Raw genomic sequence first — 13,247 nt, 5'->3', positions numbered from 1 at the left:
TGCCTCCATGACCGTCACTCTTGGCCGGCGAACCAGTGTTCGCGGGCTTTCAAGATGAGGGCTTTGGCGTCATCGGCGCTTTGGCCGGTGATCTCGGTGAGTTCATCGACCGCGAGGTCGGCAAGATCGTCACGGGTGTTCACACCCGCTTCGGTCAGCTTGGGAATCAGCTCGGGGTCCAGGCCTTCGAGGTCGTGCAGGTCTTGCGACACCGTCGACTGGGCCTCGACGCCCTCTTCCTTGGCGATTTCCATGGTCAGCAGCGCATCCTTGGCACGCGAGCGCAGCTCATTGATGGTGTCTTCGTCGAAGGCCTCGATTTCCAGCATTTCGGAAATTGGCACATAGGCCACTTCTTCGAGGCTGTTGAAGCCTTCCGAAATGAGGATGTCGGCGATTTCCTCGTCGACGTCGAGCTTTTCCATGAAGAGCTTGCGGCTGGCATCCGTTTCGGTCGCCTGCTTCTGGGCCGACTCGTTGGCGTCCATGATGTTGATCTTCCAGCCGGTGAGGTCGGAAGCCAGGCGCACGTTCTGGCCGCCGCGGCCGATGGCGATGGCGAGGTTTTCCTCGTCGACCACCACGTCCATGGCGTGCTTTTCTTCGTCCACCACGATCGACGACACGTTGGCCGGGGCCAGCGCACCGATCACGAACTGGGCCGGGTCTTCGCTCCACAGCACGATGTCCACGCGCTCGCCAGCGAGCTCGTTGGTCACGGCGTTGACGCGGGTGCCGCGCACGCCGACGCAGGTGCCGATGGGGTCGACGCGCTTGTCGTGCGATAGCACGGCAATCTTGGCGCGCGAACCCGGGTCACGGGCGCAGCTCTTGATTTCGAGCAGGCCTTGCTCGATTTCGGGCACTTCCTGGCGGAACAGCTCGATCATGAACTCGGGGGCCGAGCGCGACAGGATGATCGGCGCGCCGCGCAGCGTCAGGTCAACCTCCATGATCATGGCGCGCACGCGGTCGCCGTTGCGCAGGTTTTCCTTGGCGATCATCTCGCTGCGGCGCAGGCGCCCTTCGACACGGCCGGCCTCGACGATGATGTCGCCCTTGTCCAGGCGCTTGACGGTGCCCACGAAGATCTTGTCGCCGCGCGACATGAAGTCGTTGAGCAGCATCTCGCGCTCGGCGTCGCGGATCTTCTGCAGGATGACCTGCTTGGCGGCCATGGCGCCGATGCGGCCGATCGGCACCGAGTCCACCGCTTCTTCGATGTACTCGCCGACTTCGATGTCCGACATTTCTTCCTTGGCTTCGAACAGGAGGATTTCCTGGTCGGGCAGCTGCAGGCCAGCCTCGTCGGGCACGACGTGCCAGCGGCGGAAGGTTTCGTAGTCGCCGCTGTCGCGATCGACCGCGACGCGAATGTCCACGTCGCCCTGATGGAGCTTCTTGGTGGCTTGCGCCAGAGCGGACTCGACCGCACCGAAGACCACGTCACGCTCGACGTTCTTCTCGCGCGAGATCGCATCCACCAACATCAACATTTCGCGATTCATGCCACCACTCCTCTAGTCAGTCCGGAACCTGCGTTCCGTCGTCAATATCCGAAAAACCCGGTTGGGTTTTGGCCTTGCGGCCCTTGAAATCCACAATAGGTGCGAGCCGCGCCTCGCGCAGCTCGTCCAGCACGAAGCCCAGCGCCTGCAGCGTTGCAGGCGCGCGCTTCTTGCTCACTTTTTGACCCGGCTTGGGCTCCGGCGCATCGCTCCAGACGATTTGCCAGCCCTGGGCGCCGACAGCGCCCTCAACCTGTGCAACACGCTCCAGCGTGCCGCGAAACTTCTTGCGAGTGGCCGACACCTGGCCCGCCGCCGCAGCACCCATGGGCGCCTTGAGCGTGATGTCGATCACCTCGCCCACGAAACGCTCGAAATCCTGCTCATTGCGCAGCGGACGGTCAATACCGGGCGAGGACACCTCGAGCCGCTTGTAATCGACACCATCGACCTCAAGCGCGAATTGCAATTGGCGCGTTACCTTCTCGCAGTCTTCGACCGTCACGAAGGGCTCTGGCACGCCGGCAGCCGCATCTTCCAAGGTGGGGGCCGTCCAGGGCAAATCAATCGTCACGCGCAGCAATCCCCCGGCCGAGCGTTCGATCTCGACCAGGTCATAGCCGAGACCGGCCACGGTTTGTTCCACTATTTGCTGCAATGCCACGTGTTCGAAGGTGCCTTTTAAATACTGGGTTCATGCCATCCGCCCGCCACGGATGCCAGATCGCCATGAATGCTCAGAATGCATAGACCAAAAAAAACGGGCGGTTGGTACCCGCCCGTTTGGTCGTGAGCCTCGAATTATATGCTATTTGTGTAATAAATGAAGGGGCTTCGAGGCTCAGCCACCTATTGATTGGCGCGATTTGAACCAAACCAATGCGAATAGCACCGCGCCGAGCGCCAATGCCGCCGCCGCGACCAGCAACGGCAGCTGGAAAGACCCCGTCCGCTGGGCCAGTGGCGCCGCAAACAGCGGCCCGACGATCTGCCCCACTCCATAGGATGCCGTCGCGTAGCCGATCAGCCCGGCAGCCGCATTGCCGCGCAGCCGGCGCGCATCCCGCATGGCAAAAAGGGTAATGGCGGTAAACGGCATGCCCAGCAGCAGGCTTCCGAGCGCGAATCCGGCAATGCTCGGCCATGCCACCGACAGCACGACGCCCAGCGCCTGCAACGCGTAGGCGCAAGCCAGCAGCAGCCGGTTGTCCCAATGCGTCGGCGCGCGGGCCCCGATCAGCGCGCCTGGAATGATGGCCAGCCCGAACAGCGGCCAGAAGAAGTCCGGCCAGGGCGATCCCGGCAGCGCCTGCCGGGCGATCACCGGCAGGAAGGTGGCGGTAATGATGTAACCGAAGCCCGCCAGCCCATAGAGCGCGACCAGCCAGATCGCATCGCTACGGTCAGCCGGCCCGGCCACGCGAGCCGCCGCAGCAGGCGCCGGAGCGGCACCGCCCCCCACCGATGCCCGCTCGCCGTCGTCGAACACCCGCCAGATCACCGCGATCAGCACGACCGCCAGGATGCCAAGGCCGATCCACCCCGCCTCGGAACCCCAGCGTCCAAGCGCACCACCGAGCAGGCCCGTCATCGCGATGCCGATTCCCGGCCCGGTGTAGATCACGCCGGCCAGCGTCGGCGCGTTCGTCTCCGCCAGCCGGCGCAGGCCCCAGCCTGAGGCGAAGACGAAGACCCAGGCGCTCATCACGCCTGCCGCCGTGCGCAGCACGCCCCAGCTCGTGAAGCTGTGCAGCAAGCCCATGCCGATCAGCAGAGCGGCCGTGGCCACCAGTCCGCCCCGCACCATGCTCGACGCCTTGATGCCAATGGCGGCACAGCTCACCGCACCGAGGAAGTACCCCAGGTAGTTGAGCGACGCCAGCACCCCGCCCGCCGCCAGCTCCAGCTTTCCCTCGTGCAGCATGATGGGCAGCATGGGTGTGAAGGCAAAGCGCCCCAGGCCCATCGCCACTGCGAGGGTGACCATGCAGGCCAGCGCCGCGCGCCAGGCTCCGCGCCGGTCGCGTCCGATTTCCGACATTTCTTGCAGTCTCCGTTTATTCCAGCAGCGCGGCGGCCACCAGCTTCTTTGTATAGGGGTGCTCGGGCGCGTCGAGCACGCGCTCGACCGACCCTGTTTCGAGAATGGCCCCGTCCTTCATCACGATGACGTGGTGCGCCATCGCCCGGATCACCTCCACGTCGTGCGTGATCAGCAGATAGCTCAGCCCCCGCTCGCGCTGCAGGCGCTGCAGCAAGCTCAGCACCTGCTTCTGGATCGTCACGTCCAGCGCGCTGGTGGGCTCGTCGAGCACCAGCAGCTGCGGGTCGACGATCAGCGCGCGGGCAATCGCCAGGCGCTGCCGCTGACCGCCCGAAAACTCGTGTGGATAGCGGTCGAGCAGCGATGGAAACTGGGCCTCCGTCAGCCCGACATCGGCCAGCGCGACGAGTGCACGGGCACGGCGCGCCGCTGTGTCGAGTTCGGGCGCGTGCACGCGCAACCCCTCGCCCACGATCTGCTCCACCGTCATGCGCGGCGACAGCGACGAGAACGGGTCCTGGAACACCACCTGCATCACGCGGCGCAGGCCAAGATCGGAGGCGCGGTCGACCGCCCAGCCCTTGCCCGCGACCGTCAGCGCGCCCTGGTGCTTCAGCAGCCCCAGCGCCGCCAGCGCCAGCGTCGACTTGCCCGAACCCGACTCACCGACCACGCCGAGCGTCTCGCCCGGCACGATGCGGAAATCTGCGCCCTGCACCGCCACGAATTCGCCCTTGCGGAACCAGCCGGCGAAGCCCGGCTTCGGCACGGGATAGATCACGCGCAGGGCCTTGGCCTCGATCACTGGCGCCGCGTCGGCGCGCGCAGCGACGGCCGCCACGTTGCGCTCCGGATGACTGTCGATCAGCTTGCGCGTGTAGGGATGCTGCGGAGCGTCAAACACAGGCGCCACCGCGCCATGCTCGACGATGTGGCCGTTCTCCATGACCACCACGCGATCGGCAAAACGCCGCACCAGGTTCAGGTCGTGCGTGATGAGGAGCACCGCCATGCCGTACTTGCGCTGCAGGTCGGCCAGCAATTCGAGGATCTGCGCGCGCACGGTCACGTCGAGCGCGGTGGTTGGCTCGTCGGCCAGCAACAGGCGCGGCTTGCAGGCGAGCGCCATCGCGATCATCGCGCGCTGGCGCTGGCCGCCCGAGAGCTGGTGCGGAAACGCCCTCGCCCGTCGCGCCGGCTCCGGGATGCCGGTGTCAGCCAGCAGCTGGACGGCCGCCGCCTGCGCGGCGCGGGCCGACAGCCCTTCGTGCAGTTCGAGCACCTCGGCGATCTGGTCGCCGACGCTGTAGAGCGCATTCAGTGCAGTCATCGGCTCCTGGAAGATCATCGCGATCTCCTTGCCGCGGATGCCGCGCAATTCGCGCTCGGGAATCGACAACAGGTCGCGCGCGCCCTGCGAGCGCTCCCCGCCGAAAAGCCGGGCAGTGCCGGACAGATCGGCGTTCTGCACCAGCCGCAGCAGCGACAGCGCCGTGACCGTCTTGCCCGAACCCGACTCGCCGACGAGCGCGAGCTTTTCGCCAGCGGCCATCTGGAAGTCGATGCCGTGCACGACCTCCTTGCCGCTGAATGCGACACGCAGGCCCTTTACGTCGAGCAGGGGCTGGTTGGGTTGTTGTGAATCTCTCATCACTTGTCGGCCTTGCGCGGATCGAGCGCATCGCGCAGCGCGTCGCCCATGAAAGTCAGCAGCATCAGCGTGACGACCAACACGACGAAAGTGGACAGCGAGATCCACCAGGCGTCGATGTTGCCCTTGCCCTGGCTAAGCAGTTCGCCGAGCGATGGCGTGCCGGGCGGCACGCCAAGGCCGAGAAAGTCCAGAGAGGTCAGCGCCAGAATGGCCGCGCTCATGCGAAACGGCAGGAAGGTGACGACCGGCACCATGCTGTTAGGCAGGATGTGGCGCCACATGATCTGCAGATTGCCCACGCCGAGCGCCCGCGCCGCACGCACGTAGTCCATCTGCCGGTTGCGCAGGAACTCGGCGCGCACGTAGTCCGACAACCCCATCCAGCCGAACAAGCTCAGCAGGATCAGAAGCAGCGCCACGCTGGGCGTGAAGATCGCACTGAAGATGATCAGCAGGTACAGCTCGGGCATCGCTCCCCAGATCTCGATCAGCCGCTGGAAGGTCAGGTCGATCTTTCCGCCGAAGAAGCCTTGCACCGCACCGGTCGCGATGCCAAGCACCACCCCTATTACCGTGAGCGCCAGCGCGAACAGCACGCTCACGCGAAAGCCGTAGATCAGCTGGGCCAGCAGGTCGCGGCCACGTTCATCCGTGCCGAGCAGGTTCTCGCTCGAAGGGGCCGCAGGGTTCGGAGGCTTCGAGAAATAGTTGAGCGTGGCCGGGCCATAGCGGTTGGGCGCATAGATCGCCCAGTTGCCGCCCTGGGTGATGCGCTGCTCGATGAACGGATCGAGGTAGTCGGCCGGCGTTTCGAAATCGCCGCCGAAGGTTTTCTCGGAATAGTCCCGCAGCACCGGGAAATAGGTCTTGCCTTCGTAGCGCACCACGAGCGGCTTGTCGGTGGAAAGCACATCGGCGAAAAGGCTCAGCACCACCAGCGCCGAGAAGATCAACAGGCTCCAGAACCCCAGCGGATTGCGGCGAAAACGGCGCCAGGCGCGGCGGCCGGGGCTCACGGACACGACAGGCGCTTTAGTCAAACTTCACCCTCGGATCGACCCAGACATAGCAAAGATCGGAAATGAGCTTGGTCACCAGACCGATCAGCGTGAATAGATAGAGCGTGCCCAGAAACACCGGGTAGTCGCGCCGCAGCACGCTTTCGTAGCTGAGCAGGCCCATCCCGTCGAGCGAGAACAGCGTCTCGATCAGCAACGCGCCCGAGAAGAAGGCGCCGATAAAGGCTGTCGGGAAGCCCGTGATGATCGGAATCAGCGCGTTGCGGAACACGTGCTTCCAGAGCACCTGGCGCTCGGCCAGTCCCTTGGCACGCGCCGTCAGCACGTACTGCTTGCGGATCTCTTCGAGGAAGGAGTTCTTGGTGAGCATCGCGGTGATCGCGAAACTGCCGAGCACCATCGCCGTCACCGGCAAGGTGATGTGCCACAGGTAGTCGACGATGCGCGCGCCCCAGCTCAGCGACTCCCAATTCGGTGAGGTCAGCCCGCGCAGCGGAAACCATTGCAGCTGGCCGCCAAAGATCACGAGCAGCGCCACGCCCAGCACAAAGCCCGGAATGGCGTAGCCAACGAGCACCAGCAGCGTCGTCAGAAAGTCAAAGCGCGAACCGGCGCGAACCGCTTTCGCAACGCCGAGCGGCACCGCTATCAGGTAGCTGATGAAGAAGGTCCAGAGCCCCAGGCTGATCGAGACCGGCAGCTTCTCCTTGATGAGCTGCCACACGTCCTTGCTCTGGAAGAAGCTCTTGCCCAGGTCGAAGCGCGCGAATTGCTTGAGCATCTGCCAGAAGCGCTCGGGTGCCGGCTTGTCGAAGCCGTAGAGGACCTTGATCTCCGCCACCTGCTTGGCGTCGATGGAGCGCCCCGTGGGGCCGCCCGAGAGGCGGTTTTCCTTGTTGGTCAGTTGCGACAGCAACTGCTCGGCCGGACCGCCCGGAACGAATTGAACGATGGCGAAATTGATCAGCAGCACCCCGAACAGCGTGGGAATGATCAGCAGAAGGCGTCGGAGCAGGTAGGCGGCCATGCGGTCTGTCTGTGTCTGTCGTCTACTTCGCTGCCGGGTCGATCCACCACGTCGTCAGCATCGCCGAGCCGGCGAGAAGACGTTGCGGCAATGGCGCTTCGGGGCGGCGCAGCTTGCGCTTGTGGGCAATGAAATATTGCTTGCCGTAGTACATCGGGATCACGTAATGCTGGTGGAGCAAGTAACGGTCCAGCAGCCGCGCGCCTGCTGCGAGCGACTTGCGGTCCGGGCTGTTGACGATCACTTCGAGAATCTCGTCGATCACCGGATCGCTGATGCCGCTGAGGTTCTGGCTCCCCTTTTCATTGGCCGATTTCGAGCCGAAATCGTCGTACAGCTCGTTGCCCGGACTCGATGAGCCACCCGCGATGTTGATGACCATGTCGAAGTCGAGATCGTCCTGTTTCTTCTTTATCAGGCTCGGGTCGCGCAAGCGATAGTCCAGCGCGATTCCCAGCTTGGCGAGGTTGCGCGCATAGGGCGCAAGCACCACGCCCGAGCTGCGGTCCGGAATGTCGAAGTTGATGACGAAAGGCGTGCCATCCTTGTCGCGCAAGGCGCCATCCCTGTATGTCCAGCCCGCCTCTTTGAGCAGTTCCTGCGCGCGGACCAGGTTGCGCCGCAGGCCTTCGGGGGTGTCTCCGCTGCTGGCGGGGCGCGGTAGTTCGCCCTTCGTGTTGTCGATGTATCGCTGCTTGTTCTTCAGGTGCTCGATCAGCATTTGCTCCTCGGGGCTGATCTCGGGCTGGGCCATGAGGTCATCGCTGTTCTGGAAGTAGCTCATCGTGCGGGCCCTGCGCCCGTAGAAGAGATGCTGGTTGAGCCAGTCGAAATCGAAGGCCAGCGCCAATGCCTGTCGCACGCGCATGTCCTGGAAGCGAGGCTGCCGCAGGTTGGGCGAGAGGCCCTGCATGCCGGTGAAGCGGCGGTGCGAAATCTCTTCCTTGACCAGCTCCCCGGAATCGAAGCGCCGCCCCTTGTAGCGGCGCACCCAGGCGATGATCGAACGCTCTTCCATCGCGTCGAGCGAGCCGGCCTTGAGCGACTCTTCCTCTCCGAGTGCGTCCTTGAAGTATTGGTACGAAACCTCGCCGAAATTGAACATCCCCTTGCGCACCGGAAGATCGGCGGCCCAGTAGTCCGGCCGCCGGCGGTACGAGATGTACTTCCCGAAGTCGACCTTGTCCACCACGTACGGCCCGCTGGCTATGGGCGGCTCGCTCACGATCTGGTCGAAGGGCTTGCCCTTGCCCCAGGCACTCGAGAAAACCGGCAGCTGGCCGATGATCATGTGCAGCTCGGAGTTCTGGCGCTTGAAGTCGAAGCGGATCGTGCGCTCCCCCACCACCACGGCGCCCTTGATGTCAACCCAGTACGAGCGGAAGGTCGGCCCTGCCTGCTTGCTCATCAGGGTGTCGAAGGAGTACTTCACGTCCTTCGCGAGCACCGGGGAGCCATCGGAGAACGTGGCTTTCGGGTTCAGGCGGAAAGTGACGCTCAGGCGGTCTGCGGCAAGCTGCACGTCTTCGGCCAGCATGCCGTAGTTGGAGAAGGGCTCGTCTTCGCTCGGCGTCATCAGCGAATCGAAGATCAGGCCGTACTCGGAGAACACAAAACCATTGGCGCTGTAGCCCATGCCTTGCGGCGGCACACCCCGCAGCGTGAAGGGGTTGAGCTTGTCGAAGGTTCCGCTGGCCGAGAGGATCAGCTCGCCGCCCTTGGGGGCATCGGGATTCACGTAGTCGAAATTCTTGAACGACGCCGGGTACTTCGGCTCGTAACCCATGCCCAGACCATGCGCTGCCCACGAGGGGAGCGCCAAGAGAGCCAATATCAGAAGCAGCCAACCTCGCATGCGAGAATTCTGCCCAAGATTTTCACGAGGCAACTTCATGGGCTTTCTTTCCGGCAAAAAACTGTTGATCACCGGTGTGTTGAGCAATCGCTCCATTGCTTATGGCATTGCCAAGGCCTGTCATGAACAGGGCGCGGAGCTCGCCTTCAGCTATGTTGGCGAGCGATTCAAGGACCGTATCACCGAATATGCCGCAGACTTTGGCTCGAAGCTGATTTTCGATTGCGACGTGGGCGACGACGCGCAGATCGACAAGCTCTTTGCAGACCTCTCGCAGACCTGGCCGAAGTTCGACGGCTTCGTGCACAGCATCGGCTTCGCGCCGCGCGAGTCCATCGCGGGCGACTTCCTCGACGGGCTCTCGCGCGAAGGCTTCAAGATTGCGCACGACATCAGTGCGTACAGCTTTCCGGCCATGGCCAAGTCAGCCCTGCCCTACCTCAACGACAAGTCGGCCCTGCTCACGCTGACCTACCTGGGCGCCGAACGCGCGCTGCCCAACTACAACACCATGGGCCTGGCCAAGGCCTCGCTCGAAGCCTCGGTGCGCTACACCGCCGCCTCGCTCGGCCCGAAGGGCATGCGCGTGAACGGCATCAGTGCGGGCCCGATCAAGACGCTGGCAGCCAGCGGCATCAAGGGCTTCGGCAAGATGCTGGCGGCCGTGGCCGACGCCTCGCCCATCCGCCGCAACGTGACCATCGAGGAAGTCGGCAACGTGGCCGCCTTCCTGCTGAGCGACCTGGCCAGCGGCGTGACCGCCGAGATCACCTACGTCGACGGCGGCTTCAGCAACGTCGTCGGCGGGATGGCCGAGTAACCCTGCCATCGAGCCCTCACACGGCCACCAGATGGCCGTGCTGCGCTATTCATTTCATAGCATCGTGCTGGACCGACGCTCCCTCCTGCTTGCCGCTTTCGGCGCGGTCGCCGCGCCTGCCGCGTTCGCGCGCGAGGCGGCGCCCTCGCTGATGCTGGCCGACGTCTACCGCCCCGGCATGTCGCTGCACGACTACTGGGTCAGCGAGAAGTACGACGGGGTACGCGGCTACTGGGACGGCAAGCAGCTCTGGACACGCGGCGGCGAACGGATCGTGGCGCCGGCATGGTTCACCGCACCGCTGCCGAAGCAACCCCTCGATGGCGAACTGTGGGTGGGCCGCGGCCAGTTCACACGCGCCGTCTCCACGGTGCGCAGCCAGACGCCCAACGACATCGCCTGGCGCGAAATGCACTTCATGGTGTTCGACCTGCCCGCGCAGGGCGGCGACTTCACGACGCGCCTCGCCGTGCTGCGCAAACTGCTGCCGATTACCGACGCACCATGGGTCGTCGCGGTCCCGCAGGAACGCGCGACCACGCACGCCGCATTGCAGGCGCTGCTCGACAAGACGGTAAAAATGGGCGGCGAGGGTCTGATGCTCCACCGCGGCAGCTCCCAATACCGTGGCGAGCGCAACAGCAACCTGCTGAAGGTCAAGCCCTACGAAGACGCCGAAGCCCGCGTGGTCGAGCACGTGCCCGGCAAGAGCAAGCACAGTGGCCGGCTCGGCGCGCTGGTGGTCGAGACGGCCGACGGCAAGCGCTTCAAGCTCGGCACCGGACTGACCGACGCCGAGCGCGAGAACCCGCCCGCCGTCGGTAGTTGGGTGACCTACCGCTACAACGGCACCACCGCCAAGGGCCTGCCGCGATTCGCGCGCTTCATGCGGGTGCGCGAAGGTTAGGCCGGCCCGTCCAGCCGGCCCGCTTCCTTACTTCACTTCCCTGACGCAGTCTGCGTAGTAGCGCTTCTTGCCCGTCTCGTCGACGCGCGCAACCAGGCCGTGGATGTCGGTCTCGAAGCCCGGGCACTGGGTGTTGAACTCGCGCGAGAACTTGAGGTAGTCGACGATCTTCTTGTTGAACACCTCGCCCGGAATCAGCAGCGGAATGCCCGGCGGGTAAGGCGTGATCAGGCTGGTGGTGATGCGGCCTTCGAGCTCGTCGATTTCCACGCGCTCGGTCTTGCGGTGCGCGATGTGGGCGAAGGCGTCGCTGGGCTTCATCGCCGGCGTCAGGTCGCTCAGGTACATCTCGGTCGTGAGGCGGGCCACGTCGTAGCGCGCATACAGCTGGTGGATGTGCTGGCACAGGTCGCGCAGGCCGAGGCGTTCGTAGCCCGGATGCTGCTGGCAGAACTCGGGCAGGATGCGCCACATCGGCTGGTTGCGCGCGTAGTCGTCCTTGAACTGCTGCAGCGCCGTCAGCAGCGTGTTCCAGCGGCCCTTGGTGATGCCGATGGTGAACATGATGAAGAAGCTGTAGAGCCCGGTCTTCTCCACGATCACGCCATGCTCGGCGAGGAACTTGGTCACCACGCTGGCCGGGATGCCGGTTTCGGCGAAGTTGCCTTCGAGGTCGAGACCCGGCGTGACGATGGTCGACTTGATCGGGTCGAGCATGTTGAAGCCGTCGGCCAATTCGCCGAAGCCGTGCCAGTTGCGCGGCGACTTCTTGTTCTTGGGCTTGCCGTTCTTCTCGCCCTGCATGATCCAGTCGTCGGCGCGGCCGATGCCTTCTTCGACGAGCTTCTCGGGGCCCCAGACCTTGAACCACCACTCGTCCTTGCCGAACTCCGCCTCGACCTTGCGCATGGCGCGGCGGAAGTCGAGCGCCTCAAGGATGCTTTCTTCCACCAGCGCGGTGCCTCCGGGCGGCTCCATCATGGCGGCGGCCACGTCGCAGCTCGCGATGATCGCGTACTGCGGGCTGGTCGACGAGTGCATCAGATAGGCCTCGTTGAACAGGTCGCGGTCGAGCTGACGGTTCTGCGAGTCCTGCACCAGCACATGGCTGGCCTGGCTGATGCCGGCCAGCAGCTTGTGCGTCGACTGCGTGGCGAACACCAGCGATTCCTTCGGGCGCACGCGGCGCTTGCCCATCGCGTGATAGGCGCCATAGAACGGGTGGAAGGCCGCGTGAGGCAGCCACGCCTCGTCGAAGTGCAGCGTGTCGACGTAGCCGTCGAGCATGTTCTTGATGGTCTCGGTGTTGTAGATCACGCCGTCGTAGGTCGACTGCGTGAGCGTCATCACGCGCGGCTTGACCTTGTCGGGGTCCACGTCGGCCAGCAGCGGGTTGGCCTTGATCTTGGCCTTGATGGCGCTCTGCTCGAACTCGCTCTTCGGGATCGGGCCGATGATGCCGAAGTGGTTGCGCGTGGGCTTCATGAACACCGGAATCGCGCCGGTCATGATGATCGCGTGCAGGATCGACTTGTGGCAGTTGCGGTCGACCACCACCACGTCGCCCGGCGCCACCGTGTGGTGCCACACCATTTTGTTGCTGGTGCTGGTGCCGTTGGTCACAAAGAAGCAGTGGTCGGCGTTGAAGATGCGCGCCGCATTGCGCTCGCTGGCCGCCACCGGGCCGGTGTGGTCGAGCAGCTGGCCCAGCTCTTCGACTGCGTTGCAGACGTCGGCGCGCAGCATGTTCTCGCCGAAGAACTGGTGGAACATCTGGCCCACCGGGCTCTTCAGGAACGCCACGCCGCCCGAGTGACCCGGGCAGTGCCACGAATAGGAGCCGTCTTCCGCGTAGTCGATCAGCGCCTTGAAGAACGGCGGCTGCACGCCCTCGAGGTAGCTCTTGGCCTCGCGGATGATGTGGCGCGCCACGAATTCGGGGGTGTCCTCGAACATGTGGATGAAGCCGTGCAGCTCGCGCAGGATGTCGTTCGGGATGTGGCGCGAGGTCTTGGTCTCGCCGTAGATGTAGATCGGCACGTCGGCGTTCTTGCGCCGCACTTCGCCGATGAAGTTGCGCAGGTTCAGCACGGCCGGGTCGAGGTCGGGGCCGACCGTGAACTCCTCGTCGTCGATCGACAGGATGAACGCGCTGGCACGGCTTTGCTGCTGGGCGAACTGGCTCAGGTCGCCATAACTCGTGACGCCCAGCACCTCGAAGCCCTCGCTTTCGAAGGCCTGCGCGAGCGCGCGAATGCCGAGGCCCGAGGTGTTTTCGGAGCGGAAGTCCTCGTCAATGATGACGATGGGAAAGCGGAATTTCATGAGCAGGGCTCCGGGCAGGCTGACAGACAGGCAATAAGGCGAGGCGCGAAGTGTACGGAATTCGGATGACGAATCTGGTCAGGCTCGT

General features: G+C 64.4%; 10 protein-coding genes. 2 read left to right on the top strand and 8 right to left on the bottom strand.

Annotated features, from left to right (window positions below):
* Nucleotides 1-14: 14 nt before the first annotated feature.
* From nusA to ACN9MV_RS15430, 7 genes are all read right to left on the bottom strand, one after another.
* Nucleotides 15-1,508, bottom strand: coding sequence for a transcription termination factor NusA (nusA, locus tag ACN9MV_RS15460; RefSeq protein WP_093054760.1), 1,494 nt, complete (start codon nt 1,506-1,508; stop codon nt 15-17).
* A 16-nt stretch (nt 1,509-1,524) separates the two neighbouring features.
* Complete coding sequence (gene rimP / locus ACN9MV_RS15455) at nt 1,525-2,172, bottom strand: ribosome maturation factor RimP (RefSeq protein ID WP_093074583.1); 648 nt, start codon at nt 2,170-2,172, stop codon at nt 1,525-1,527.
* A 177-nt stretch (nt 2,173-2,349) separates the two neighbouring features.
* Nucleotides 2,350-3,549, bottom strand: coding sequence for a YbfB/YjiJ family MFS transporter (locus tag ACN9MV_RS15450; RefSeq protein ID WP_426392990.1), 1,200 nt, complete (start codon nt 3,547-3,549; stop codon nt 2,350-2,352).
* Nucleotides 3,550-3,565: 16 nt separating this feature from the next.
* Nucleotides 3,566-5,203 carry an ABC transporter ATP-binding protein gene (locus ACN9MV_RS15445; protein ID WP_426392989.1) on the bottom strand — a complete coding sequence of 546 codons (1,638 nt, stop codon included), beginning with the start codon at nt 5,201-5,203 and terminating at the stop codon, nt 3,566-3,568.
* Nucleotides 5,203-6,246, bottom strand: a complete 1,044-nt coding sequence (locus ACN9MV_RS15440) for an ABC transporter permease (protein WP_093054752.1) — start codon at nt 6,244-6,246, stop codon at nt 5,203-5,205. The genes ACN9MV_RS15445 and ACN9MV_RS15440 overlap by 1 nt, the downstream gene beginning before the upstream one ends.
* Complete coding sequence (locus ACN9MV_RS15435) at nt 6,239-7,252, bottom strand: microcin C ABC transporter permease YejB (RefSeq protein WP_426392987.1); 1,014 nt, start codon at nt 7,250-7,252, stop codon at nt 6,239-6,241. Before ACN9MV_RS15435 ends, ACN9MV_RS15440 begins: the two co-directional genes overlap by 8 nt.
* Before the next feature lie 22 nt (nt 7,253-7,274).
* Entirely contained in the window at nt 7,275-9,038 is a 1,764-nt protein-coding gene (locus tag ACN9MV_RS15430; RefSeq protein WP_426392986.1) for an extracellular solute-binding protein, read from the bottom strand.
* 106 nt (nt 9,039-9,144) lie between these two features.
* On the opposite strand from ACN9MV_RS15430, the gene fabI reads away from it, so the two are divergent.
* Together fabI and ACN9MV_RS15420 are read left to right on the top strand one after the other, a co-directional pair.
* A complete protein-coding gene (gene fabI / locus ACN9MV_RS15425; RefSeq protein WP_093054746.1) occupies nt 9,145-9,927 on the top strand; it encodes an enoyl-ACP reductase FabI in 783 nt (260 codons plus the stop codon).
* 31 nt (nt 9,928-9,958) lie between these two features.
* Complete coding sequence (locus ACN9MV_RS15420; protein ID WP_426392984.1) at nt 9,959-10,834, top strand: DNA ligase; 876 nt, start codon at nt 9,959-9,961, stop codon at nt 10,832-10,834.
* Nucleotides 10,835-10,861: 27 nt separating this feature from the next.
* On the opposite strand, the gene ACN9MV_RS15415 is transcribed toward ACN9MV_RS15420, so the two are convergent.
* Nucleotides 10,862-13,159: an arginine/lysine/ornithine decarboxylase gene (locus ACN9MV_RS15415; RefSeq protein WP_093054744.1), complete on the bottom strand. Its 2,298-nt coding sequence runs from the start codon at nt 13,157-13,159 to the stop codon at nt 10,862-10,864.
* Nucleotides 13,160-13,247 lie beyond the last annotated feature (88 nt).

It is taken from the genome of Variovorax sp. R-27 (assembly GCF_049913215.1).
GTDB lineage: Bacteria > Pseudomonadota > Gammaproteobacteria > Burkholderiales > Burkholderiaceae_C > Variovorax.
The sequence above is the reverse complement of the archived record's forward strand: the minus strand, read 5'-3'. Positions and strand labels throughout refer to the sequence as shown.